This is a genomic window from Embleya sp. NPDC005575, from assembly GCF_040605455.1.
In the GTDB taxonomy this organism is placed as follows: domain Bacteria; phylum Actinomycetota; class Actinomycetes; order Streptomycetales; family Streptomycetaceae; genus Embleya.
The window spans coordinates 12,022-37,362 of sequence record NZ_JBEXCV010000091.1; the positions used below are offsets into that span (position 1 = coordinate 12,022).

19 protein-coding genes are annotated in these 25,341 nt (G+C 70.6%); 15 read left to right on the forward strand and 4 right to left on the reverse strand.

The features are described from left to right. Positions 1–488: 488 nt before the first annotated feature. The 4 genes from ABZS54_RS26780 to ABZS54_RS26795 form a co-directional block, all read right to left on the reverse strand. Entirely contained in the window at positions 489–3,032 is a 2,544-nt protein-coding gene (locus ABZS54_RS26780) for a S8 family serine peptidase (RefSeq protein WP_355541149.1), read from the reverse strand. A 49-nt stretch (positions 3,033–3,081) separates the two neighbouring features. After that, positions 3,082–3,300, reverse strand: coding sequence for a hypothetical protein (locus ABZS54_RS26785; protein ID WP_355541152.1), 219 nt, complete (start codon positions 3,298–3,300; stop codon positions 3,082–3,084). After that, positions 3,293–4,501 carry a hypothetical protein gene (locus tag ABZS54_RS26790; RefSeq protein ID WP_355541155.1) on the reverse strand — a complete coding sequence of 403 codons (1,209 nt, stop codon included), beginning with the start codon at positions 4,499–4,501 and terminating at the stop codon, positions 3,293–3,295. Before ABZS54_RS26790 ends, ABZS54_RS26785 begins: the two co-directional genes overlap by 8 nt. Before the next feature lie 470 nt (positions 4,502–4,971). After that, positions 4,972–5,574, reverse strand: a complete 603-nt coding sequence (locus tag ABZS54_RS26795) for a TetR/AcrR family transcriptional regulator (RefSeq protein WP_355541158.1) — start codon at positions 5,572–5,574, stop codon at positions 4,972–4,974. A 36-nt stretch (positions 5,575–5,610) separates the two neighbouring features. Here ABZS54_RS26795 and ABZS54_RS26800 point away from each other — a divergent pair, with 36 nt between their 5' ends. The 15 genes from ABZS54_RS26800 to ABZS54_RS26870 form a co-directional block, all read left to right on the forward strand. Then, complete coding sequence (locus ABZS54_RS26800; RefSeq protein ID WP_355541161.1) at positions 5,611–5,847, forward strand: hypothetical protein; 237 nt, start codon at positions 5,611–5,613, stop codon at positions 5,845–5,847. A gap of 184 nt (positions 5,848–6,031) precedes the next feature. Beyond that, the gene (locus tag ABZS54_RS26805; protein ID WP_355541164.1) at positions 6,032–8,956 is read left to right on the forward strand and encodes an FtsX-like permease family protein; all 2,925 of its coding nucleotides are present in this window, start codon (positions 6,032–6,034) and stop codon (positions 8,954–8,956) included. A gap of 17 nt (positions 8,957–8,973) precedes the next feature. Then, positions 8,974–9,438 carry a phosphoadenosine phosphosulfate reductase family protein gene (locus tag ABZS54_RS26810; RefSeq protein ID WP_355541208.1) on the forward strand — a complete coding sequence of 155 codons (465 nt, stop codon included), beginning with the start codon at positions 8,974–8,976 and terminating at the stop codon, positions 9,436–9,438. A gap of 704 nt (positions 9,439–10,142) precedes the next feature. After that, positions 10,143–10,304 carry a hypothetical protein gene (locus tag ABZS54_RS26815; RefSeq protein ID WP_355541167.1) on the forward strand — a complete coding sequence of 54 codons (162 nt, stop codon included), beginning with the start codon at positions 10,143–10,145 and terminating at the stop codon, positions 10,302–10,304. 332 nt (positions 10,305–10,636) lie between these two features. Next, positions 10,637–11,158: a MauE/DoxX family redox-associated membrane protein gene (locus ABZS54_RS26820; protein WP_355541170.1), complete on the forward strand. Its 522-nt coding sequence runs from the start codon at positions 10,637–10,639 to the stop codon at positions 11,156–11,158. Continuing rightward, entirely contained in the window at positions 11,158–11,682 is a 525-nt protein-coding gene (locus ABZS54_RS26825) for a hypothetical protein (RefSeq protein WP_355541173.1), read from the forward strand. Before ABZS54_RS26820 ends, ABZS54_RS26825 begins: the two co-directional genes overlap by 1 nt. Further along, complete coding sequence (locus ABZS54_RS26830) at positions 11,679–13,496, forward strand: ABC transporter ATP-binding protein (protein ID WP_355541176.1); 1,818 nt, start codon at positions 11,679–11,681, stop codon at positions 13,494–13,496. The genes ABZS54_RS26825 and ABZS54_RS26830 overlap by 4 nt, the downstream gene beginning before the upstream one ends. Then, positions 13,493–14,158, forward strand: a complete 666-nt coding sequence (locus ABZS54_RS26835) for a S26 family signal peptidase (RefSeq protein ID WP_355541179.1) — start codon at positions 13,493–13,495, stop codon at positions 14,156–14,158. Before ABZS54_RS26830 ends, ABZS54_RS26835 begins: the two co-directional genes overlap by 4 nt. Before the next feature lie 353 nt (positions 14,159–14,511). Further along, positions 14,512–15,840: a cation:proton antiporter gene (locus ABZS54_RS26840; protein ID WP_355541182.1), complete on the forward strand. Its 1,329-nt coding sequence runs from the start codon at positions 14,512–14,514 to the stop codon at positions 15,838–15,840. A 586-nt stretch (positions 15,841–16,426) separates the two neighbouring features. Next, positions 16,427–17,524, forward strand: coding sequence for a cytochrome P450 (locus ABZS54_RS26845; RefSeq protein WP_355541185.1), 1,098 nt, complete (start codon positions 16,427–16,429; stop codon positions 17,522–17,524). Between the two features lie 92 nt (positions 17,525–17,616). Next, a complete protein-coding gene (locus ABZS54_RS26850) occupies positions 17,617–17,859 on the forward strand; it encodes an acyl carrier protein (protein ID WP_355541188.1) in 243 nt (80 codons plus the stop codon). A 43-nt stretch (positions 17,860–17,902) separates the two neighbouring features. Next, positions 17,903–19,129, forward strand: coding sequence for a beta-ketoacyl-[acyl-carrier-protein] synthase family protein (locus tag ABZS54_RS26855; RefSeq protein ID WP_355541191.1), 1,227 nt, complete (start codon positions 17,903–17,905; stop codon positions 19,127–19,129). Between the two features lie 11 nt (positions 19,130–19,140). Continuing rightward, positions 19,141–20,250: a beta-ketoacyl synthase N-terminal-like domain-containing protein gene (locus ABZS54_RS26860; protein ID WP_355541194.1), complete on the forward strand. Its 1,110-nt coding sequence runs from the start codon at positions 19,141–19,143 to the stop codon at positions 20,248–20,250. Between the two features lie 11 nt (positions 20,251–20,261). After that, positions 20,262–21,008, forward strand: a complete 747-nt coding sequence (gene fabG / locus ABZS54_RS26865) for a 3-oxoacyl-ACP reductase FabG (RefSeq protein WP_355541196.1) — start codon at positions 20,262–20,264, stop codon at positions 21,006–21,008. A 58-nt stretch (positions 21,009–21,066) separates the two neighbouring features. Continuing rightward, positions 21,067–25,341, forward strand: a 4,275-nt coding sequence (locus tag ABZS54_RS26870) for an amino acid adenylation domain-containing protein (RefSeq protein ID WP_355541199.1), incomplete at its 3' end; no start/stop codon positions are given.

The window sequence follows — 25,341 nt, forward strand, 5'->3', positions numbered from 1 at the left end:
CCGCGCGCCCGTCCGGGGTTTCAACCGTTCTATGGGGCGGCGCCCAAACCCAAACACGCCCCCCCCCCCCACAGCCCTTTTCGATATTCCCCGACGAATTCCCGAAACCGCCTCCGCGCACACGGGGAGCGGCTTTCCGGAGATGAATCCCGCTTTCGGGGGCAGGCTTCACACCACGGCCGGGGCCGCCGTGATCCCGCAGGGAATCTGCACCTCCACACGGCGACCCCGGCCTCCGCCTTTCCCTGGGCACGCACTTTGCGCGTCGAGGGTGCCGTGTCTCCACGTCGACGTCGGTGACCTCGACATCACCTACTGTGTGTCGTGGGCGGATCTACGTGTCGTGTTCGGCGCCCGGTCGGGGTTCGAGGACCACTGCTGCGGTCCGGGACGGTCGGCGTGCCGCGAAGCCGTCGAGGTTGTCGTCGGTCGGGCGCCGGCGCGCCCACAGCCGTGAGCGTTCGTCTCCGCGTCGACTCCGGCGATCCTCAGGGCGTCGTCAACTTCTCTTCGCTGATCGGGCCGGCGGCGCACACCGCGTAACCCTGCGCGGGGAAGGGCGTGTTCTGCGCGAACACCTTGATCGTGTAGGAGCCCGGCGCCGGGTTGCCGACGCGGACGGCTTCGACCGTGTTGGCGCGGTCCAGCGGGAGACCGGTGAGTTGCGCCACGGCGCTGCGGTCGAAGCCGGGGACCTTGTTGTAGGTGTGCTCCTCGTTGCCGACGTGCATGGTGCAGTCGGGTGTGGTCACCGCGAGGTCGAGGTTGTTCTGCACGGCGCTGCCGGGGCGGTCGGTCCAGGCCAGGACGACGCGCAGGTCGTCGGTGTGGGGCCCGTCCGGCACGGTGAGGCGGTAGGTGCGACTGCCGCGTCGGGTGCCCTCCGGGTCGGCGAACGCTTCGAGCGCGTCCGGATCGGCGTCGGACAGGTCGGCCCACACCAGCCGGCGATCCGCCGGCGCATCGGGAGTGGGCAGGACGGTGCTCAGGTCCAGCCGCCCGAAGCCCTGGTCGAAGTCGGGGTAGCCGAGATCCTGCACGGTGTGCGGCGTGCGCAGCGAGGGCAGGCGGCGCGTCGCGGCGATCAGGATGGCCTTCATGAGCGCGGCGGAGGGCGACGCGAGTCCGTGGACCTCGCGCAGGTATTGCCGGAGCACGGCGGCGGCACCGGCGACGACGGGAGCGGCCATGCTGGTGCCGCCGATGTACATGTAGTGCCCGTCGTGGTCGGGGCAGTCGCGCCAGGGCAGCCGTGGGTCCATCTGGGCGCTGCTGCTGCGGGCCGAGAGTACGAAGGTGCCGGGGGCGAGCAGGTGCGGCACGACGCTCCCGTAGTCGCTGGGGCCTCGGCTGCTGATCGCGGCAGGCAGGTCGGGGTTGCCGCATACGTGCTCGTCGCCGGCCGGCGGCAGCGGGAACTGGGGCTGCCGGAAGCGGTCCCAGGTCAGATCGGCGAGGCCGTCGTTGTCGCGGTCGGTGTCGCACGCGCCGACGGTGAGCGCGTTCTTGGCGGTGGCGGGGGTGCCGCAGGTGTTGAACTCGTGGGTTCCCTTGGGGGCGACGCCGCTGTTGCCGGCCGCGACCACCACGAGCACGTCGGGATGCTCGGCGACGAACTTGTCCACGGCGAGCGAGTATTGGTCATAGGTGCCCGAAAGCGGGTTGCCCCAGCTGAGGTTGATGATGTGCGCTCCCGCGTCGACGGCACGGGTGAGCATCGGACCCAGGCTGGGGCCCACGTGGAGTCGGTTGTCCTCGTCGAAGACGCGGAAGACGGCCGACCGGGCGCCGGGGGCGACACCGGTGATCAGGCCCCCGCTTGCCGCGCCGGAGCCGGCGATGATGCCGGCTACGTGGGTGCCGTGGCCGCAGACGTCGAACGCGTCGCCGCCGACCAGGGATTCGTCCACGACGATGCGGTCGACGAGGTCGGGGTGGGTGCCGTCGACGCCGCTGTCGAACATGCCGACGATCTCACCCGCCCCGGTCCAGGGCACCCGCGCCGCCGGCGCGGCACCGTCGGCTCGCGGTCCGACGCGGTCCACGCCGACGAGCCGGCGGGCATGGTCGGCATAGAGCAGAGGTGGCCGATAGGGGGTGACCAGACGGGTCTCGTCCCGGGCGGCAACGACGGCGAGCAGGTCGCGCCGCCGGTCCCCGGTCAGGTCGGTGCGAAAGCGCAGCATGACATCGACGCCGGCGAGCACCTCGACGCCGGGCGTGGCCTCCAGGGCCGGGCGAAGCGTGGCGAGGTCGAGGGGGTCGTGCACCAGGACGTCGAAGGTGTCGAGGTATGGGTCCGGTGTGGCGGCGCCCTCGGCGGCGGCCAGGTGTGGACCGGCGGCACGCCGGCCGTCCCGGTCGAGCGCGTCGTCGAGCGCGCGTGTGACCGAGTCGGCGAGGCCCCAGGGGCGCACCGCGATCACCCACGACAGGTCGGCGACCAGGTCGCGTTGCTCGGGAGCGAGGCGGAGGCGGTAGGTCCCGGGCGGCTGGAATTCGGCGACGCGGGCACCGATCTCGGCGAAGGCGGTGCGACGGGCCCGGTCCAGCGGTCCGCGCAGACGTACCAGGTAGGTGTTGTACCGCGGCTCGCCCGACGGGACGGGAAGCGGCAGCGCGGTCTCCGGGTCGGCCGTGTCCTGTTCGCCCGCGCCCACGGCCCGTTCGGTGAGGTCGGCCACGAACTCCGGATCGGGCGCGACCCGATCGGCGGTGCCGGCCGCGCCGGCACCACGCGGGGGCAGCATGCTCTGCGGGCCGGCACTGCCGGGTACCGCGTTCGTCGTCGTGGTCTCGCCCCGGGCTGTGTGTTCGGCCGTGAGATCGGCGCGGACGTCGACGAGGCAGCCGGCCGCGCGCAGTCCGGTGATCCGCTCCCCGGAGGTCTCGGCGAGGATGACCCCCCGGTAGCGGTGCGTCCGGTCCCCGAGGATCGCCTCGACGCGCTCGGCCTCTCGGTCGGTGTCGAAGTAGACGGCGATGCGGTACCGCGTGTCGCGTGCTCCCTCGGGATCGGCTCTGCCGGACATCCTGGTCTCGCTTTCGGCGAAATGGTCGCGCTGGTGGGTCGTTTCGGCGTCAGTCCTCCCGGTCGTCGGTGTGTGCCCAGACCTCGGCGACGGGTGCGGCCCGTTCGGTGATGCCGTCGAGCAGCCACAGTCGGGTGCGCTTCTCCCCGGCCGGCGCCGATCCGTCGGCGAGCAGGGCGGGGCCGCCCCGGGGGAGTGGCGTGAGCACGAGCTCGAACAGCAGCTCGACCTCGACGGGGAGCCGGGTGACGGTCGGCGGGTCAGGCATCGTCGACGCCCGCCTCGGAGAGTCCCGCGAGCAGGCCCCACGTGGCGAGCGCACCGCAGACGCTGGTCCAGTAGCCGTACGACTCGTAGTAGGACACCGCCCACATGGTCTGCTGGTTGAGGCGGAATTTGTGAGTGGGGAGTTCGCCGTTGATCTGGGGGTCGGACATGTTGCGGACCACGACCCAGTCGGGCACGTGATCCGAACCCGCGTCGGTGAGGTCGGCGCAGGTCATGCCGAGCGCTGCGTCGCCCATCTCGACGGCCGATCCCTCGTGTTCCAGGCCGTTCGTGGACGTGCCGTACTCGAAGTAGTCGGTGGTCAGGACCGGGTGGAACTCGGGCATGTCCCGTGCGCCCTGCTCGATGCGGACGGTCGGGTTGTTGGCGGGCGGCTGAAGCAGCGGCCCGATGAAGGGGAAGCGGGTGGACGGTGGGCCGAGCGGTGGTTCGGCGAGCCGGTCGGCGAAGCCGCGCATGAGCGTTTGCGCGTCGTCGATCCGGCCGAGTGGGAGGGTCCAGTCGCACTTGTACGTCCGGCCGTTGAAGTCCTCGTTGTGGAACTCCTTTTGACAGCGGAACCTCGCCGCGCGCGTGACCACCACGTCGCCCAGGGGGAAGTCGCCGAAGACGCTGCCCGAGGTGCCGATGGTGGCGATCACCCGCGGCCGGACCTCGTCGATGATCTGCTCGAAGAAGTCCCGGACGGGCAGGGTGGCGGTGCCTTCGCCGGTCTTGCGACCGTCCTGGTTGAGGTGGAGTTCGGACTTCACGCACAGCACGTCCAAGTCGCCGAGCTTGACCGGGAAGTACGAACCCAGGCGTGGCGGTCGGGCGGCGAGCGAGGGCGCTCCATTTCTGATCAGCGGCCGGTAGTGCTCCTCGAAGCGGCGGGTGTACCGATACCAGCGCAGTCGCCCGAAGCCTTGGGTGAACACGTCGGCGAGGGCGTTTTGTTCGGCGACGGTCCAGGTGATCACGACGACGTCGGCACGCGGCAACGCGGCCTCGGGAGACGGTTCGACGTCGAAGGGCTGTGGGACGGGCGCGAGCCCGTCGGGGAAGACGATCCCGAGGTTGGCGGCGAGGACGGGGCCTTCCGGCGCCGCGGCCAGGTCCGGCGACAGTTCGAGGTCGGCCGGCGTGATCCCGGCGGACAGCAGGGCGCGGGCGATGTCGACTCGCTCGTCGAGGGTGTCCATGATGCGGCCTTTCGAAAATCGTTCCCGGCCGGCCCCGCGTCGGTGTGTCGGTTCCTCGCCGGCGTGCGCCTCAGTCGGGGTCCGGGAGTTGCTCGTGCACCGGACAGGGGCGGCAGGTCGACGGCGGCTCACGCGAACCTGGTTCCGCGTTCGGCGACGGACCGATGTCGCTACCGACGACACGCACGTCCATGAATCCAGTGCAGCACGAACCGACCGCTTTGCGCCTGTCGCGCACGACGCCGAGGCCATGACCGGTAGCGTTGTGTTGATGGGCGATCATGTTCGGTACGCGTTTCGGCGCGAGTGCTCGACGTACCTCGTCGTCCCGGTAGCCGGCCGGTGAGCCGTGTCGTCGCCCGGTTCGCGGTGGCGCACCGCACCGGCGCGTGTGACCGGGTCGGCATCGTCGATGCGGCCCTTGTACGAGGACTGGTTCCTGCTTCCGCGCGGAGCCGTGCGCGGCCGACTCAGGTGGGTTTCGCCCCGAGGAAGCGTGTCAGCACCAACCGCAGCATCGGGGCCTGATCCAGGGGCGCGAAGTCCGGGTCGGTGGCGATGCGGGCGAAGAGGCCGTCGATCTGGGCGGCCACCCACGTCGCGGCCCCGGCCGGGTCCAGCGTGTCGTCGATCCGACCGGCTGCGGCCGCGCGGCGCAGCAGGTCGGCGATGCCGGCGCGCAGTTGGCGGTCGTTGCGGGCGACAAGGGCGGCGATGCCCTCGTCGCGCTGGGCCTCGGCGGCGGTGTCCAGGGTCAGGCTCGCGTACGTGGGGTCGGCCGCGAGCCGTACCACCGCGTCGATCAGGCCGAACAGCGCGGCCAGCGCGTCTTGTGCGTGCGCCAGTTCGGCGAGGTAGGCCGCGGTCTCGACGCCTTCCTGTTCGATCAGGGCGACGATGATCGCGTGCTTGCTGGGGAAGTAGTGGAAGACGTTCCCGGGGCTCATGCCCGCGCGTGCGCAGATGTCCGCCGTCCGGGTGCCGTGGAACCCCTTGTCGGCGAAGCAAGCCGCGGCGGCCTCGAGGATCTGGCGGCGTTTGGCGGCGTGTTTGACCGGGTCGACTGTACGCATGACCTGCTCACCCTACCTGGCAAGGCTGGGTAGGACGTGACCGTGCTGGATGCGCGACCTCGGATCGGTGGTCGCAGTCTCACGGTGCGCGCCGGCGACACCCTGACCGACAAGAACGGTGTGACGCGGCGGGCGGGTTTTCGCACCCGGTCAGTACTTCAACGCCGGACCCGCGATGCTTCCGCAGTGGCGGTCAGCACGGACTACTGCCGTGAGTTGGGGGTGCCGTTGGAGGTGTTCTCCGGCGCGACGACGGTCTCCCGTCCACCCTGAGGCTGACCCGTTTCTACCTCGCTGGGCGGACGTCGGTGTCGCACTCCGTCGATAATTTAGACCGACCAGTCGATCTACTATTCGGTTCGCCCTTCGAGGGCGCGCCCGCCCGCGCCTCGATCGAGGCGCGGGCCCACGAGTGCGCCGACCCCCTCTCCACCCTCCCCCTCTGAAGGACCCGACCTTGCTACGCACATCCCTGCGCAACCTCGTCGCCTACAAGGTGCGCCTCGCCCTCACCGCGCTCGCGGTCGTCTTCGGCGTCGCGTTCGTCTCGGCCGTCCTGGTCTTCGGCGACACCCTGAAGCAGGCCATGACCGAGGCCGCACTGCGCGATCACCGCGGCATCGCGGTCGACGTTCGCGCGACCAAGAACGCCGTCGACCACCTCCAGACCCCGCCCATCGACGAACCCCTCGTAGCCAGGCTCCGCGCGTTGCCCGGCACCGCGTCGATCACCGGCCACGTCAACGGGTTCACCGCCGTGGTCGACCGCGAGGGCAAACTCGTGCGCAAGAAGACGAACGCGGTCGGCACCAACGCGATACCCGGCCCGGACGGCAAGGACCCCAGATACACGGTGACCGCCGGACGCCTCCCCGCGAGGGCGGGCGAGGTCGCACTCGACACCAAGACCGCCAAGGCCGCCGGGTACAAGGTCGGCGACCGGATTCGGATCGTCGCCCGCGGACCCGTCCTCGACCAGACCGTGGTCGGCGTCTTCACCACCGACAGTGCCGCCGTCGAGGCCGGCGGCTCGCTCACCCTCTTCGACACCGCCACCGCCCAGGCGCTTTACCTGGAACCCGGCGTCTACAACGAACTGCGCCTGCACGCACGCCCCGGCACCACCCAGGAGCAACTCCGCGCCGCAGCAGCCCCGTCGGTCCCCAAGGGTGCGGAGGCCCTCACCGGCGACAAGCTACGCCAGGACGACCGTAACAAGGTGGACAAGGAGATCGCCTCACTGCGCACACTGCTCCTGGTCTTCGCCGGCATCGCGCTGTTCGTCGGCAGCTTCATCATCGCCAACACCTTCTCCATGCTCGTTGCGCAACGCACCCGCGAACTCGCCCTGCTGCGCGCCATCGGCGCCACCCGTAGGCAGGTGACCCGCTCGGTGATGTTCGAGGCCCTCGCGGTCGGCATCGTCGCCGGACTCGGTGGATTCGTCATCGGCATCGCGCTGGCCGTCGGCCTGCGCGGCATCCTCAACACCGTGGGCGCCGACCTCACCCCCGGACCGACCGTCGTCGCCCCCACGACCGCTCTGCTGAGCCTGGCCGTCGGCATCGGCGTCACGCTCCTCGCCGCGTGGCTGCCGGTACGCCGAGCCGCGAAGATCCCACCCGTCGCGGCACTGCGCACGAGCCTGCCGCCCACCACGTCGAGCCTGCGCCGCCGCAACATCACCGGCGCGCTGACCGTCGCGCTCGGCGGCGTCGTGCTCCTCGCCGGCATCAAGGGCTCGGCCACCGGCAACGCCAAGGTGATCACCGTGATGGGCGGCGCGGGCATCGTCCTGATCGGCGTCATCGTGCTCACCCCGCTCATCGCCGCACCCGCGATCCGCGTGTTCGGCGCGGTGCTTCGGCGCGTCCATCCCGTCGAGGGTCGGCTCGCGCACCAGAACGCGGCCCGCAACCCACGCCGCACCGCCGCCACCGCGGCCGCCCTGATGATCGGCATGGTGCTGGTCACCTCGCTGACCGTCTTCAGCGCCTCGCTCAAGCAATTGGTCGACCGCACCCTGTCCAAGGGCATCACCGCCGAGTTCGTGCTCAGTTCGTCGGCGGACGGGCAGGCACTGGCGCCGGAGATCGCCGCCGCCGTCGCGAAGGTGCCCGGCGTCACCGCCGTCAGCCCGGTCCGCGAGGCGCAAGCGACCGTCGACGGCAAGGAATACGCGATCACCGCGGTCGACCCGGCGAGCGCGTTCTCGGTACTCGCGACCACATTCACCCAGGGCGGCCCGCAATCGCTGCCCACCGGACTGCTGGTGTCGAAGCAGACGGCCGACAACCGCAAATGGCGGGTCGGGACGTCCGTCTCGGTCACCTTCCCCGACGGAGAACGAACTCGACTGCCCATCGGCGGAATCTACGACGAAGCCCCGATGCTCGGCGCCCTCACCGTCTCGCTCCAGACATTGACACCGCACGTCGACGTCGTCGGCGACGACTTCCTGCTTGCGAAGGTCGCGGCGCAGCATCGGGACGGGATGCGCGACGCGCTCCGCAAGGCGGTCGGCAACAGCCCTGCGGTCAACGTGCAAACGTCGAAGGAGGTTCGCAAGGACTTCAACAAGCTCTTCGACATCATGCTCGACATCGTCTACGGACTGCTGTCCATGGCGATCGTCATCGCCGTGCTCGGCGTGGTGAACACGCTGGCCATGTCCGTCTTCGAACGCACCCGCGAAATCGGCATGATGCGCGCCATCGGGCTCGACCGGCGCCGTACCCGACGGGTGATCCGCTTGGAATCCCTGATCATCTCGCTCTTCGGGGGCATCCTGGGCGTCGTCCTCGGCCTGATCGCCGGGATCGGCGGCGTCAAGGGCATGGCCCGCTCCACCAAGGACCTGACCGTGGTGATCCCCTGGGACAGGATGCTGATCTTCCTGATCCTCGCCGCGATCGTGGGCGTCCTCGCCGCGGCATGGCCCGCCCGGCGCGCCGCCCGGCTCGATGTCCTCACCGCCCTGCGCACCCACTCGGCACGGCCACCCGCCCGCCCCCGGCCGCGCCACCCACGCGGCCGGGGCCGTCCCCTCGTCCACACCGATCGAGACTCCTCCGCATCGTCTTCGGCACTCCGCTCCCGCGACGATCACGTGAAGGCTGCGACGACACCGCCGATCAACAAAGCGGACCCCAGGAATATGAAGCCCGGGGCGATATGCCTCACCGTCCGCTGCGCCGAGGACAATCGCTCGTCGGGTGACCGGGAGAGCGAGTCGACGGAGTTCTCGGCGAAGAACCGCGCGGCGCGCCGGCCATCGAGCAGAAACCAGATCCCGACCACGACGAAGACGAGCCCGACGACAGGAAGCATCAACAACGACGCCGGATCCGCGCCGTCCGAGCCCCAGCTCTCCACCAGATAAGCGCTCATCGTCACATTATCCTCTCGGCGAGTGATCGGAGGGTCAAGGGCGACCCATGGGTTCGGTGCGCCCGCGATTCACCCTCCGATCACCGGCGCGGCGAGCACATCCGGGTGTTCCCGCTGTCCAACTGGACCGAGCTGGACATCTGGCAGTACATCGCCGACGAGGGAATCGAACTGCCGCCGCTGTACTACGCCCACCGCCGCACGGTGTTCGAACGCGACGGCATGCTGCTCGGCGTCACCGACGTCACGCCCCCGCTCGACGGCGAGGTGCCGTTCGAGGAGACCGTCCGCTTCCGCACCATCGGCGACGCCACCGGCACCGGAGCCATCCGCTCCACCGCCGTCAACGCCCACGAGGTCGCCGCCGAGGTCGCCGCCACCCGTATCACCGAGCGCGGCGCCACCCGCGCCGACGACCGCATCTCCGAAGCCGGCATGGAAGACCGCAAGCGCGAAGGGTACTTCTGGACATGACCACCAGCACGCCCGCACCGGGCATCCCGGCTCCCGGCGCAATCCCGGTCGCAGCGCAGCCCACGGAACTGCTGCGCATCGCCACCGCGGGGGTCCGTCGACGACGGCAAGTCCACACTCGACGAGGCGACGAACAACACTGTCGGCGCCGGCATCCTGCTGGACGACGCATGAGCGCCCCCGAACACCGGGCTCAGTCCCGCACACCGCTGACCGATCGGGCGGCGTACCGGCTCAGCCCTGCTTGCCGTAGAGGCGGAGCGTGATCGGGGCGCACACGAGGGTGATGACGGCGGTGGCGGTGAGGGACCAGGCGATCTTGGCGCCGGTGCCGCCGGTGTCGTTCACAGGGCCCGGGCCGCGGTCGCCACAACGCGCCGCGCCGGATCGGCACGACGCGGAAGCGGTCGAAGGCTCCGCCTTGCACGTCCTGGGCGAGACGGGCACCGCAATCGCGAGCCGGTCGGCCTCCCGTGGTGGCAGGGCGGCCGCCCATATCGTCCCGTAGGCATGTCGTATCCGTATTTCTGTGGATTGGTATCCGAGGGCGTCATTGCCTGGCGGGAATTCTGCGGTGACAACGACAAGCATTCCTTGATCATCTCCGGTGGCCGAGAATTTGGGTCTTGCCAATAAAAAGAAGGACTGGCAATAATTCGATCACCAATTCGAACGGCCCTACCCGGGCCGAGAGAGGAGACGTCATGATGCGTCTCGCCGACCGCCTGCTCAACCGCGTGGCCCAAAAGGTCACGGTCGAAGCCGGCTGCTCGAACTACTACTACTGCCAGAACGGCTACTACTACCTGCGGCAGTGCTGCCTCAACGAGGGCTGTCACACGGTCCTCATCGCCAAGGGCTGCTGACACCGCTCCGGCGTCCGCTGCGGGTGGGGCGCGATTCCCACCCGCAGTACTCCGCGAAGCGATTTTGCGACAACAGAATTCCCCGACACAATAATTTCCGGCGGGATGGCTGTTGTTGATACCGGGACGTACGGCCCATAAGGTCGACGCCCTGGGGATTGCCTCGACAACTGTTTACCGCACGACATTGCGCACGCGCCTTCGTCGAGCCCCGACCGACGAATTGAACGTGCGTCGAGCCACCGGAAAGATCGAACGATCCCGCCCGACTCGGCGGCGGGCCGCGATGATTTCGCTGCCCGCCGTTTCCGCGTGCCATAAAGGGGGTGCCCATGGGATGCGTATATGTGGGCTGCGCTTGTCTGGTCGGCCTGGTATTCGCCGTCTCCGCGGTCTCGAAGTTCCGAGATTTCGGCGGATTCGTCGGTTCGGTGCCACACCTGGTGCCGATGCCGACCGGATGGGCCCGGCCGACTGCGGTCCTCGTGGTGGCCGCGGAAACGTCGGTACCGGTGCTGGTCGCGGTTCCGCCTCCGGGCGCACTCGGGTTCGGGGTCGCGGCGGCCCTGTTGATCGCCTTCACCGTCGCGATCGCCACGGCGCTGCGCCGGGACCGCCGCTCCTCGTGCCGCTGCTTCGGGGCCTCCGACGTCCCGCTGGGCACCCGCCATCTGGTCCGCAACGGAGTACTGCTCGCCGTCGCCCTCGCCGGCGCCGCGACGACCGGCCCGGGCGGTTTTGCCGATCCTCCGCCGCTCGCCGGCGCCCTGATCGCGGGCGTGGCGGGCCTGATCGGCGCACTCCTGATCATCACTCTCGACGACATCGTCGACCTGTTCGCGAGGACTGCCTGATGCCCTATCTCGTCGCCGCCGTCGTGGTGCTCGCTCTTGTCACCGCGATCAATCTGCTGCTCACCCTGGGTGTCATCCGTCGTCTACGCGAACAACCGGACCGGGCGCACGGCGGCAACGCGCCTTCGGGCGCGCCCCCGACCGCGCTGCGACCCGGCGCCCGCCCGGAGGTGTTCACCGCGATCACCACCGAGGGCGAACAGGTCTCCGATTCCGATGTGTACGGCCTGGTCGGGTTCTTCTCCGCGAACTGCACGCCCTGCCACACACTCGCGCCGCTGTTCGCCGAACACGCCCGAACCCTGGGTCGGGACCGGGTCATAGCGGTGATCGCGGACACCGACGCCGAGTTGTCGGCCATCCTGGCTCCGGTGGCCCGGGTGATCGTGGAGGACTACGACGGTCCGGTCCAGGCGGCTTTCCACAACACCTGGACGCCCGCGGTGTACCTGCTCGGCAGGGATCAGCGGGTGGTGGCCAGTGGTGGTCGGATGACGGATCTGTTCAGCGAAGCCCCCGCGTGAGTCGACGGATACCCGCCCGCGAGTCGGCCGCCGCCGCGCGCGAGGCGCTGGCGCTGATCCTGCGCGCGGCGCCCGTCCAGGCGGCGGGGTCACTGGCGGCCACTATCGGCCTGGCGGGCCTGCCGATCGCCACCGCATGGTTGACCAAATTGGTGATCGATCGGTTGGCCGAGGCGCATGGTTCGATCACCGCTCCGGCGCTCGCTCTCGCGCTTACCGGGTTGGCGGCGACCGTACTGCCGGGGCTGGGCCGCTATCTGCACGCCCAAGTCGGCCGGGCCACCGGAGTGCTGGCCACCGATCGACTGTTCGGCGCGGCCGAACGCCAGGTGGGACTGCGGCGGTTCGAGGATCCGGGATTTTTGGACCGACTGCGGCTGGCCCAGCAGGGCACCACCAACTTCGGCGTTCTGGTGGACGGCGCGGGCAGCACCCTCCAGGGCACGCTCACCCTGGTCGGCTTCATCGGCTCGCTGTTGTTCCTCAGTCCCACGATGACCGCCCTGGTGCTGGTGGCGGGTGTGCCGGTGCTGATCGCCGAACTGCGGTTGTCCCGAATGCGGGCCGGGATGGTATGGGACAACGAGCAGGTGCACCGCCGGGAGTTCTTCTACAGCGGACTGCTGACCGGCGTCCAGGCGGCCACGGAAATCCGGCTGTTCGGGATCGGTCCGGTCCTGCGGGCGCGGATGATGACGGAGCGTCGGCGCGCCAACGAGGCCGAACGCCGGATGGATCTGCGCGAGTTCGCCACCCAGGGGGCACTGGGCGCGCTCGGCGCCGCGGTGGCCGGCGGCGGCCTGTGGTGGGCCGTGACGGCGGCCCGCGACGGCACGCTCACCGTCGGGGACGTGGTGATGTTCGTCGCCGCACTCACCGGCATCCAGAACGCGCTGAACACCCTGGTCACCTCGATCGCCTCCACCTACGGACAACTCCTCGGCATGACCCACTACGTCGCGGTCGCCCGCGCCGAACCCGATCTGGCCTCGGCGACCGAGACCGTACCCGCCCCGGAGCCCGACGTGGGCATCGAGTTCCACGACGTGTGGTTCCGCTACAGCGACGACCACCCCTGGGTGCTCGGCGGTGTCGACCTGCGCGTCCCGCGCGGTCGGGCGGTGGCACTGGTGGGACTCAACGGCGCGGGCAAGAGCACGCTGGTCAAGCTGCTGTGCCGGATGTACGACCCGACCCGGGGTCGGATCACCTGGGACGGCGTGGACCTGCGCGACATCCCGCCGGCCGAGTTGCGCGGGCGGATCAGCGCGGTGTTCCAGAACCACATGAACTACGACATGACGGCCGCGGAGAACATCGCCCTCGGCGACCCGGACAGCCTGGACGACCGGGCCCGAATCGAGGCCGCAGCGGAACGGGCGGGCATCCACGAGAAGTTGGCCGCGTTGCCGCGCGGCTACGACACGCTGCTGACCCGGATGTTCTTCAGCGAGGCCGACAAGGAGGACCCGGACACCGGCGTGGTGCTCTCCGGCGGCCAGTGGCAACGCCTGGCCCTGGCACGGGCGTTCGTGCGGGTCGGTCGCGAGCTGATGATCCTGGACGAACCCAGCTCGGGCTTGGACCCGCAGGCCGAGCACGAGGTGCACACCCGGATGCGCGAGTACCGCGAAGGACGCACCAGCCTGCTCATCTCGCACCGGCTCGGCGCGGTGCGCGACGCGGACCTGATCGTGGTCCTGGACGGCGGTCGGATCGTCGAACAGGGCCCACACGAGGAGCTACTCGACCGCGAGGGCCACTACGCGAGCCTGTTCCGGCTCCAGGCCGCGGGATATCAGGAGGCGAAGTGAACGGGCGAACGATGGCAGTCGCCGGCGCCGCGGCCGGCGCGCTGGGCGGCGCGGCGCTCCTGTGGATGCAGCGACGCTACATGGTGGCCACGGTCGAGGGGCCCAGCATGGAGCCCACGCTCTCCCCGGGTGATCGGCTCCTGGTGCGCCGCAGCGGTCGGGTCCTGGCCGGCCAGGTGGTGGTCGTCCGGATCCCGAATCCGGCGACGCTGCCCGGACTGCCGCCCGAGCTGCGGCAGTTGGATCCGGCAGAGCTGGCCGCGCTGCCGATGCGGCCGGATCTGGCCCCACAGCCGGCCGGTCGGCTGATGATCAAACGGGCGGTGGCGGTGGAGGGCGATCGGGTACCCCGGGATCGGTTCCCTGTGCTGCGCGACGTGGCCGGGGAGGTGGTACCCGACGGCGCGCTGGTCGTGCTGGGCGACAACGCCGCCTCGAGCTGGGATTCGCGCGCGTACGGATTCGTGCACCGTCACCAGGTGGTCGGCGTGGCGGTGCGCCGGATCGCGCCGCCGGGCGCTCCGCGAACCTCGGGCGAGGGGCTGATGCGGGCGGCGCCGGCATACGAGGCCGGAGGTACGCGGGAATCGAACCCGTTCGACGGCACGTGGCGCGGGATCGATCCCGTCCGTTTCGGCGATCACGGCGAATACGGCAACTGATCGAGCACCGCTTCCCCTGGTCCACGCCTCGGCCACCCCGACGGCGTCACCCCGACGCGCTCGACGAATTCGTGCCCGTCACTCCGTGCCCGGCGGCATCCATCCCGAATTCACCGCTCGCCGACCTGGATTACGGTATGCGCGCATTTCCCACGCCGTGGTCCACTGCCGCAGGACGCCGAGCCGGGGGTGGCCACGGCACTGTCCTGTCGGCAGGACGGCGAATCCCGTGGCTTGGGGAAATTCGGGTCCTTGAAAGGACCGGCCGGCCGCTCTACGTTGATGCCGCGGCGCTCTCCAGCCCAATATCGAATGCGTTATTCAGTGGATTCAGAACCGGGGGAGAGTAGACCTTGTCCGAACCTCATTTCCTCGCTGCCCGCTCAGCCGACGCGGTCACCGGGAGCATGCTCGCGGGGCTTGCCCTGATCCTTGCCGCGGCATTCGTTTTCGGCCGACTGGCCACGCGCGTCGGACAACCGGCGGTCGTGGGAGAGATCGTCGCGGGACTCGTCCTGGGGCCGAGCCTGCTGGGCCTGTTCCCGGGCGACCCCACCGAGGTCTTGTTCCCGTCGGATACCCGGCCGCTCTTCCAAGCGCTGTCGCAACTGGGCCTGGTGCTCTTCATGTTCGGCATCGGTTATCAGTCGGACGTCTTGCACCTGCGAGGAGCCGGTCGCCAGGTCACCGCGGTGTCCCTCGGTTCCGTCACCCTGCCGTTCCTGCTCGGAACCGGGCTGGCGGCGTTGCTCTACCCCTGGTACGACAATTCCCAGCTCAGAACCGACGGCATGCTCGCACCGGTCCTCTTCCTCGGGGCGGCGATGTCCATCACCGCCTTCCCGGTGCTCGCCAGAATCATCGCCGAACGGGGCATGCAGCGCAGCCGCATCGGTGCGATGTCTCTCGCTTGTGCCGCCATCGAGGACTTCCTCGCGTGGTGCGTGCTGGCCGTGATCGTCGTCATCGCAACCGCCGGTGGGCCCTGGCCGCTGGTACGGATGATGCTTGAGTCGACCCTGTTCCTCCTGATCCTCGTCTACATCGTCCGCCCCGGACTGCGGTGGTTGTCGGCTTCGGAGCGGAGACAGGCCGGTAGCGCCCTCATCCATGCCGTCCTCGTCACCGGCCTGCTGCTGTCCGCCTGGGCCACCAACGAAATCGGGCTGCACGCCGTCTTCGGTGCCTTCGCCTTCGGCGCCGCCGTACCACGCCGGCAGATCGAGGAGCAGGCTCCCGAGGCTGCCGCGCTCATCGACCGGACCGGTCTCTTCCTGCTGCCGGTCTTCTTCACCGTCACCGGTCTTTCGGTGGATCTCGGCAGTCTCGGCCGGCGCGGCCTCGTGATGGTCTTCGCCGTCATCCTGGTGGCGTGTGTGGGCAAGTTCGTGGGAGCGGCCACCGCTGCCCGCCTGTCCGGCGCGTCGGGGCACGAGTCGATCACGCTCGGAGTCCTGCTCAACGCCCGCGGACTCACCGAACTGGTCATCCTGAACGTGGGCCTCGGGCTGGGAGTGCTCGACACGCGGGTGTTCACCGCCATGGTGATCATGGCCTTGGTGACGACGCTCATGACCGGACCGTTGCTCCAACGCCTGGGCTTTCGACAGGGTTCACGTCCGGCCGCCGCTTCTTGCAAGAGCCTGGAGAAACCTCGCGAGACCATCGAGAAGGGTGCCTGATCAGGGCGGCGCCCAGGAGCGCGGCGCTTCGGGGACACGACCGGCGGGGGTGCCTCGGCGAGAGAACGGCGAGCGACGAGCGCGGCAGCCGGGCGTCGTCCGCGAGTGTCCGGATCACGGGGAAACCTCACTCGATCGCTGTCCCGTCCACCGGACACCGAATCCGGTCGGTAGCTGACGGCGAGTCCGTCATCGAGCATCCGAAAACGTTTTCCGCCACGGCACCGGTGGGGCCCGTTCGACGGTGAGGTTGGCAGGTGCGGTCGGCAACCGCGTGGACGTCCTCGCCGGCGTCCGTCCGGGCCGGAGCGTTGTCAACGCCGATACCCGTCCCGTACGGTCGATCCCTATCGCCGGTGGACACGCGATTGCCCTGCCGTTTTCATCCTCAGGAAAAGCCAATCACGATCACGACGGATGTCGTGGTCAATCCGGCAACCGGAAGAGAGGGGGCGCCGTGACGGTCGAATTAGTGGACGAGCACGGTCTTTTCAGCGACCGTTATATGCAAGACAATTACGGCGTATTTGCCGAGCTTCGCCGGGTGGGTCCGATACATCGTGCGAATACTCCGAGTGGAATTCCGGTGTGGGTCGTCACGGGCTACGCGGAGGTATCCACCGCGCTGACGGACAGGCGACTGTGCAAGGACTCGGCCCGGCTGCGAGCGATCATCGACCGGGCGACGGCGGCGAGGCTCGACGGATCGCGCGTGGCCGAGACGGTCGCCACCGACATGCTCAACAGCGACCCGCCCGAGCACACCAGGCTGCGGAAGCTGGTGGTCAAGGGGTTCAGCGCGCGCCGCATCGAACGGCTGAGGCCGCTCGTCCAGCAGATCACCGACGACTTGCTGGATGCCATGGTGGCGCGGGCCGCGGACGGGACGGTCGACTTCGTCGATGCCTTCGCCTTCCCGCTACCGCTCACCGTCATCTGCGAACTGCTCGGCATTCCCCGCGCCGACCAGCGCTCGTTCCGCGCCTGGTCCACCGTCATCGTGGGCTCCTCGTCGCGGGACGACCTGCGCCGGACCACCACGGCCCTGGGCGGCTACCTCGCGCAGATGATGTCCGCCAAGCGGTCCGCGCCGGGCGACGATCTGCTCTCCGATCTGGTCGAGGCCAGCGACACCGACGACCGGCTCAGCCCGCTGGAGCTGGTCTCGATGGCCTGCCTGCTGCTGATCGCCGGGCACGAGACGACGATGAACCTGCTCGGCAGCGCGCTCCTGGCGCTCCTGCGGCACCCGGATCAGTTCGCGAAGCTGCGGACCCGGCCGGAGCTGCTGGACGCGGCGGTGGAGGAAACGCTCCGGTACAACTCCCCTGCTCCCGTCACCACTTGGCGGTACGCGGCGGAACCGATGACCATCGGGGGCTCCCCGATAGCGACGAACGACATCGTGCTGCTGGCCCTGGGCGCCGCCAACCACGACGAGCGCTTCCCGGACCCGGACGCCTTCGACATCGAACGGCAGAGCACCGGCCACCTCAGCTTCGGGCACGGCATTCATTTCTGCCTGGGTGCCGCGCTGGCCCGGATGGAGGCGCAGGTCGCACTCGGTCGGCTGATCGAACGCTTCCCAGACATCGCGCTCGCGGTCCCCGCCGACGAACTGCGCTGGCGCCCGAGCACGATCATGCACGGCCTGGCGGCCCTGCCCGTGCGGCTGGGGCGGTAACCACCCACGACGCGTGCCGTACCGGGCTCCGGTGCGGCCGGATGACCGAAAGCCCGCCCGCACCGGGCGGCCGGCACGGAGGAGAGGCACAGATGGACGAGGAGCGCCGGATCCAGGTCGAGGATCTCGTCTGCGAACTACTGGAGCTGGACCGGGCCGAGGTCACCGACACGAGCAGCTTCGTCGACGACCACGGGGCCGACTCGCTGAATCTGATCGAGATCCTCGCCGGGCTGGAGAAGCGGTTCAACGTGGTGATCGCCCAGTCCGAGGTGCCGCGCATGGTCAACCTGCGCGGCGTGTACGAGGTACTCGACGCGACGCCGGGCTGGTAGCCGCCGGCCAATCGAGGGGGCGCATATGTCAACAGGAGCAACGGTGGACCGTTCGCGCGCCGAGCGGCGGCGGGTGGTCGTCACCGGCGTCGGTGTGCTGTCCAGCATCGGCATCGGGGCCATGGACTTCGCCGACGCACTTCGGGAGGGACGCAGCGGAGTCCGGCCGATCACCGTGTTCGACACCGAGGGTTTCGACTACCACAACGGGTGCGAGGTCGTCGGATTCGACCCGGCGAAGTGGATCCGCAACCTTGACATCGGCCTGCTCGGCAAGGCTACTCGGTTCGCGGTCGCGGCCGCCCGGATGGCTGTCGAAGACGCGGGCCTGTCCCTCGCCCGGTTGCGGGACGAACCGGTCCTGGTCTCCATCGGCACCACGGACGGCGAGGCGTACGACCTGGACCGGCTCGTACAGAGCGAGCTGGATCGCGGACCCCAGGCGTACGACCCCGTCGCGGTGCGGCGGGTGTCCCCGGTCCGGCTCTCCACCGCCGTGGCCCAGGAACTCGGGCTGTACCAGGCGGAGGCGTCCACCATGGCCACCGCGTGCTCGGCGGGCAACTACGCGATCGGTACCGGACTCGACGCGATCCGCTCGGGAGAGGTGGACCTGGCCCTGTGCGGCGGCGCGGACGCCATGTGCCGCAAGACGTTCGCCGGCTTCTACCGATTGGGCACGATCGCGCCGGAGCGCTGCCAACCGTTCGACGTCGACCGCAAGGGGATCCTCACCGGCGAGGGCGCCGGGCTGCTGGTGCTCGAGGAACTGGATTCGGCCCTACGCCGCGGCGCCAGGATCTACGCGGAGATCCTCGGATGCGGACTCAGCTGCGACGCCTTCCACCCGGTCGCGCCGAACCAGTCGGGCGTCGCCCGGTGCATCGATCTGGCGCTGCGCGACGCCGGCGTCACGCCCGACCAGGTCGACCTGATCTCGGCCCACGGCACGGGCACGATACCGAACGACGTCACCGAGACCATGGCCATCCGCGAGGTGTACGGCGAGCACCCGCCCCGCACCGTGGCACTCAAGTCGATGCTGGGGCACTCGATGGGCGCGGCCAGTGCCCTGGGCGCCATCGGGTGCGCGCTCGCCATCACCAACGGCTTCATCCCGCCCACCATCAACCACGAACGCACCGACCCGAAATGCGCGATCGACTGCGTGCCCAACAGGTCGGTCGAGGCGGACCTGCGGATCGTGCAGAACAACGGGATGGCCTTCGGCGGTAACAACGCCGTGGTGGTCCTCGGCAGATACCAGTGAGGAATCGTCGCATGGGCATCGTCATCACGGCGTGGGACGCCGTGTCACCGTTCGGTACAGGTCGGGACGCCTTCACCGAGGGCCTCTGGTCCGGCGCCCGGCCCGCCCCCCGGCCCGTCGCCGCGGCGGCCCCCTCGCACTGGCCGGCACCGGACCCGCGCGCCTGCCTGGTGCCCGACTTCTCGCCGCGAGAGGCGCTCGGCGCCAAGGGAACCCGGGCCATGGACCGGGTCACCGCGCTGGCCGCGGTCGCCGTCGGGCGGCTGCTGGAGGGGGTTGGCGCCGACCCGGCACCGGATGCTCCGGAGCACACCGGACTCGTGCTCGGCACCGCCACCGGCAGCGTGCAGAGCATGACCGACTTCACCCGCGAATCGCTGCAAGGTGCGCGGCCGTTCTACGTCGACCCGGCGCGCATGCCCAACACCGTGATGAACTGCGCCGCCGGACAATGCGCGATCCGGTACCGGCTGCGGGGGCCCAACGCCACCATCGCCGCCGGCCGCGCGGCCGGCCTGCTGGCCTTGAGCTACCAGCGGCGACTGCTGTCCTGCGGTCGGGCGCGGCGGGTGGTGTGCGGCGCCGCAGAGGAGTATTCGGCGACCCGCTCCTGGCTGGAGCACCACGCCCGGCCGGATGGCACCGATCCGGCGCTGCTCGGCGAGGGTTGCGCGGTGATGGTGGGCGACGGCGCGCCGAGCGGTCCCGTGCTCGCCGAACTGCTCTCGGTACGCAGCCAGGTCTACCACGGCGACGATCCAGCCGACGCGGTACGCCAGGTGGTGCTGCGTACCCTGGCCTCGGCGGGAGTCACGGCGGACGAGGTCTGGGCCGTCTCGCCGAGCCGGCCGCCAGGCCCCGCGGGCGATCAGGAATGGGCAGCCCTGGCAGGGCTGTTCGCGCCGGACGCCCTCGACCGCCTCCCGCGGCTGCCGTTCGGCGACACCGGAGCGGCTTCCGCCGCCTTCCAACTCGTGTCGGTGTTCAGCGCACTGGACCGGCTGCCCGCAGCCGCCGGGCGGGCGGCCGTCGTCAGCTCCGTCGACCGCGACGGCATCGTCGCCTGTGCGCTGCTGCGCCTGGGCGAGCGCCACTCTGCCGCCCGCCGTCCGCGAGACTGAGGGAAAACCGGATGGCAGACGACGGCCGCAAGGTGGCACTGGTCAGCGGCGGTTCCCGCGGGATCGGCCGAGCCACTGTGCTGCAGCTGGCCCGGGAGGGTTTCGACACGAGCTTCTGCTACCGCTCCGACGTGTCCGCAGCGCACGAAGTCCAGAGCCTGGCAAAGGAGTTGGGCGCGCGCTGTCTGGCCGTACCGGTCGACGTCGCCGACGGGGACTCGGTCCGGGCCTGGCTGGCCGAGACGGAGGCGAAGCTGGGGCCGGTCGAGGTGGCGGTGACGTGTGCCGGCGTGACCCACGACCAGCCCCTGGTGATGATGTCCGACCACGAGTGGAACAGCGTGCTGGCGACCAACCTGACCGGCGCGTTCGAGGTCTGCCGGGCCGCGGTGTTCGTCATGATGAAGCGGCGGCGGGGCAGCGTCATCACCCTGTCCTCGGTCGCCGGGGTGCACGGCAACCCCTCGCAGACGAACTACTCCGCGTCCAAGGCAGGCATCATCGGGTTCTCCAAGGCGCTGGCCAAGGAGGTCGCCCGGTTCGGGATTCGGGTGAACACGGTGGCGCCGGGACTCATCGACACGGACATGATCCATGCGATGCCGGAGCGCGTGCGGAAGAAGCTGCTCGCCGCGGTGCCGCTGGGTCGGTTCGGCCGTGCCGAGGAGGTCGCGGACCTCATCGCGTACCTCGCCTCCGACCGCGCCGCGTACGTCACGGCGTCCGTCTTCGAGATCCACGGCGGAATCACCATCTGACCGCAACGCAAGGCTGACCGCAACGCAAGGCTGACCGCAACGCAAGGAGTGGAGAGAGATGGAACCGGGTGCCACGCCCAGCGCATCATTGCCCCTCACCGCGGCGCAGCGGGAGATCTGGCTCGCGCAGCAGTCGGCCCCAGCGAACCCGGTGTACAACATCGGCGGCTACACCGAGATCCTCGGTCCGGTGCGGCCCGAGGTGTTCGAGTCCACGCTGCGGTGCGTGGTCGACGAGATCGACGCGCTGCGGTTGCGGTTCGTCGAGGAGAAGGGCGAGCCACGCCAGGTCCTCGGTGCACAGCAGGACTGGTCCCTGCGGTTCATCGACGTCAGCACCGCGCCCGATCCGCGGGCCACGGCGCTGGAGTGGATGCGCGCCGACCTGCGCGACCCGCGTGCGATCGACCGGACGCCGCTGTTCTCGTTCGCGCTGTTCCGGGAGGCGCCCGACCGGTTCCTGTGGTACCAGACGGCCCACCACCTCCTGCTCGACGCGTACAGCTTCGGGCTGATGGTGCGCCGCGTCGCCGAGCTGTATCCGGCGATGGAAGCCGGAGAACCGATACCGCCGCGCACCTTCGGCACCCTCGCCGAACTGCTCCTCGACGAGCAGGAGTACCGCGCTTCGGCATCGTTCCGGCGGTGCCAGGATTTCTGGCTGGAGCGGATGCGCGACGCCCCCGAGGTGGTACGGCTCGGGGAACCTCCCGCCGCGTTGCCCTCCGACTTCCTGCGGGAGACGCGACGGCTCTCCCACGTGGCGCTGCGCGGCGTGGCGGCGCCGGACCAGCCGCCGGCGTCGGGCGCGCCGGCCAATCTCGTCGCCGGCGCGGCGGCCTACCTGCACCGGATGACCGGCGCGTCGGATGTCGTCATCGGGCTCGCGGTCGGCGGGCGGGACAGCCGGCAACTGCGGCGGATACCGGGAATGCTGGCCCAGGCGGTGCCGCTGCGCATGACGGTCACCCCCCGGATGTCGGTGGCCGAGCTGCGCACACAGGCGGGGGAGCGGCTCCTGGAGGCGCTGCGGTACCAGCGCTACGGCAGCGGGGAGCTGGGCCGTGCCCTCCAACGCGGGGCCAGCCAACGGGAGTTGTTCGGTCTGGTGGTCAACGTGATGTCTCTCCCGCGCCGCCTGCACTCCGGCGGCCGGGTATGGCGCACCCACAGCCTGACCAACGGCCCGGTGGCCGACTTCAGCGTGGCGGCCGAGGATCTCGGCGCCGACGAGGGGTACTTGCTGAACTTCGACGCCAACCCGGCCCTGTACCGGCGGCCGGAGTCGGCCGCCCACGGCGACCGGCTGTTCCGGGCGCTGCGCCAGGTGGCCGATGCCGACGCCGGACTGCCGGTCGTGCAAATGGAGTTGACCACGCCGGCCGAGCGCGAGCGTCTGTCGGCTTGGGCCGCCGGGCCCGTGGGCGACGACACCCCGGCCGGTACGGTGCCCGAGTTGCTGGCGCCGTGGGCGGCCGGCGACGCCCCGGCCGTGCACTGCGGTACGGCGACGGTCACGTACCGGGAGCTGCACGCCCGGGCGAACCGACTGGCCCGGCTCCTGATCCATCGCGGGGTCGGCCCGGAGCGGTTGGTGGCGGTGGCGCTGCCGCCGTCGGTGGAGCTGATCGTGGCACTGCTGGCGGTACTCAAGGCCGGGGGCGCCTTCGTGCCCCTGGACGTCGACCACCCGGTACAGCGGCTGCACCTCCTGCTCGCGGACGCCGCGCCGCACCTGGTGCTGACCGACCGCGCACACCTCCCGCTCCTGGACGGCTCGGGCGCACCCACCCTCGTGCTCGACGACGCGCGGGTCGCCGGCGCTTCGGCGGCACAGCCCGACCACGAGGTGAACGACGCCGAGCGGAGCCGGCCGTTGCACCCGGCGCACCCGGCATACCTGATCCACACTTCGGGCTCGACCGGTACCCCGAAGGGTGTGCTCGTCACCCACGCCGGCGTGCCGAGCCTTGCCCGATGCCAGCGCGAGACGTTGGGTGTCGGCCCCGGTAGCCGGGTGCTCCAGGCGGCGTCGGTGGGTTTCGACGCGATGTTCTGGGAGCTGTGCCAGGCGCTGGCGTCGGGGGCGGCCCTCGTGCTGCCGCTACCCGGGCAGCCCCGCGTCGATGCCATCGTCGAGGCCCTGGCCGCCGAACCGCCGGTGACGCACGTGACGCTGACGCCCGCGGTCCTCGCGAGCATCCCGTTCGACACGATCCGCCCGGGTACCACGGTGGTCGTCGCCGGGGAGGCGGTCTCCGGCACGCTGGTGGCCGGGTGGTCGCCGGGACGCACACTCATCAACGCCTACGGGCCGACCGAGTACACCGTCTGCGCCACCGCGAGCGCCGCGCTGCACGGCGGCGAGGCACCGCCGATCGGTACGCCGATTCGCGGCGCGCAGGCGCACGTGCTGGAGCCGGACCTGCCCTCGGCACCGGTCGGAGTGCCCGGCGAGCTGTACCTCTCGGGCCCCGGCGTGGCCCGCGGCTACCGGTCCCGGCCGGGGCTGACCGCCCAGCGGTTCGTGGCGAATCCCTTCGGGCCCCCCGGCTCGCGCATGTACCGCACCGGTGACCTGGCGCGCTGGAACGATGACGGCACCCTGCAGTTCCTGGGCCGCGCGGACGACCAGGTGAAGGTACGCGGATTCCGCATCGAGCTCGCCGAGGTGGAGGCGGCCGTCGCGGAGCAGCCCGAGGTCGGCGCCGCGGCGGTGATCCTGCGGGAGGACCGGCCCGGCGACCGGCGGCTCGCCGCCTACGTGGTCCCCGGGACCGGGTGGACGGTCGACCCGGTGGCGCTGCGCCGCTCGCTCGCCGCGCGGCTGCCGCAGCACATGGTGCCGGCGGCCGTGGTGGTGCTCGACGCGCTACCCCTGACCGGCAACGGCAAGCTCGACCGCAGCGCGCTGCCGGCGCCGGATCCCACCGCCGCGGGTGGTGGGCGGGCGCCCCGCTCACTGACCGAGCAGACCCTCTGCGAGCTGGTCGCCGAGGCGCTCGGGGTGGACGCCGTCGGCATCGACGACGACTTCTTCGATCTCGGCGGGCACTCGTTGCTGGCCACCCGGCTGGTGGGCCGCGTCCGCGAGGTGCTCGGCGCCGAACTGTCGGTCCGGCACGTGTTCGAGTCACCCACCGTGGCCGGTCTGGCGGTCTGGTTGGCCAAGGGTGAGCCGGCCGGCGCCGGCCGTGGCGCCGACGACCTGATACCCGACCCGGCGGACCTGGCGGAGCTGGGGCCGGTGCTCGCCGAGCATCCCGACGTCGCCCGGGCCGCGGTCACGCTCACCGACGGACGCCTGGTCGGCTACGCCGTTCCGGCGCCCGACCGCCGGATCGACCCGGGAGCGTTGCGGGCGTATCTGGCCGGCGCCGCGTACCTCGGTGGAGTCCTGCGCGAGCGGGCCGTGCCGACCGCGGTGGTCGTGCTGGACGATCTGCCGTCGACCGCCGGCGGTGAACTCGACTGGCATGCATTGCCGGCGCCCCGCGTCGAGCCGAGCCCGACCGGCAGGGGTCCCCGCACGCCCCGCGAGGAACTGCTGTGCCACCTCTTCGCCGAGGCGCTGGTGCTTCCGTCGATGGGTATCGACGACTCGTTCCTGGACCTCGGCGGGCACTCGCTGCTGGCGGCCCACCTCGTCGGCAGGGTGCGCGAGGTGCTCGGCGCCGAGCTGTCGGTCCGAGACGTGTACGAGGCACCGACCGTGGCCGGGCTGGGCAAGCGGGTGGGCGTGGGCAGCCGGCGCGACGCCCTGAGCGTGCTGCTGCCGCTGCGTACCCGGGGCGACCGGGCACCGCTGTTCTGCGTCCATCCCGGCATCGGACTCAGCTGGTGCTACGCCGGGCTGCTGCACAGCCTCGGCACCGAGTATCCCGTCCACGGTCTGCAGGCACGCGGTCTGGGTGATCGCGAGGCCCTGCCGGCGACCGTGCGGGAGATGGCCGCCGACTACCTGGACCAGATCCTGCATGTACAACCGAATGGCCCGTATCACCTGGTGGGTTGGTCCTTCGGCGGGCACGTCGCGCACACCCTCGCCACCATGCTGCAGGCCCGCGGTGAGCGGGTGGAGTTGCTGGCGGTGCTCGACAGCTATCCGGGCGTCGGTCCGGTGGACGGCCGCGTGCCGGGGGAGGCGGAGATGCTCGCCGATCTGGTGGACTTCGTCGGCGGCGCACCGGGCACCACGCACGAAGTGCCGGGCCGGGCCGGGGTGGTGGCGGCGCTGGGCCGCGACCGCCGAACCGGAAGCCTTCGCCACTCTCGGAGACCGCATCGTCGCCGTCGGAGACGTCGCCGACCTGCGGCTGCGCCTTCCCGGAGC

Coding starts and splice junctions, on each gene's coding strand:
- ABZS54_RS26780 (WP_355541149.1), bottom strand. CDS start 3,032: ATGTCCGGCAGAGCCGATCCCGAGGGAGCACGCGACACGCGGTACCGC.
- ABZS54_RS26785 (WP_355541152.1), bottom strand. CDS start 3,300: ATGCCTGACCCGCCGACCGTCACCCGGCTCCCCGTCGAGGTCGAGCTG.
- ABZS54_RS26790 (WP_355541155.1), bottom strand. CDS start 4,501: ATGGACACCCTCGACGAGCGAGTCGACATCGCCCGCGCCCTGCTGTCC.
- ABZS54_RS26795 (WP_355541158.1), bottom strand. CDS start 5,574: ATGCGTACAGTCGACCCGGTCAAACACGCCGCCAAACGCCGCCAGATC.
- ABZS54_RS26815 (WP_355541167.1), top strand. CDS start 10,143: ATGATGCGTCTCGCCGACCGCCTGCTCAACCGCGTGGCCCAAAAGGTC.
- ABZS54_RS26820 (WP_355541170.1), top strand. CDS start 10,637: ATGGGATGCGTATATGTGGGCTGCGCTTGTCTGGTCGGCCTGGTATTC.
- ABZS54_RS26825 (WP_355541173.1), top strand. CDS start 11,158: ATGCCCTATCTCGTCGCCGCCGTCGTGGTGCTCGCTCTTGTCACCGCG.
- ABZS54_RS26850 (WP_355541188.1), top strand. CDS start 17,617: ATGGACGAGGAGCGCCGGATCCAGGTCGAGGATCTCGTCTGCGAACTA.
- ABZS54_RS26860 (WP_355541194.1), top strand. CDS start 19,141: ATGGGCATCGTCATCACGGCGTGGGACGCCGTGTCACCGTTCGGTACA.
- fabG (WP_355541196.1), top strand. CDS start 20,262: ATGGCAGACGACGGCCGCAAGGTGGCACTGGTCAGCGGCGGTTCCCGC.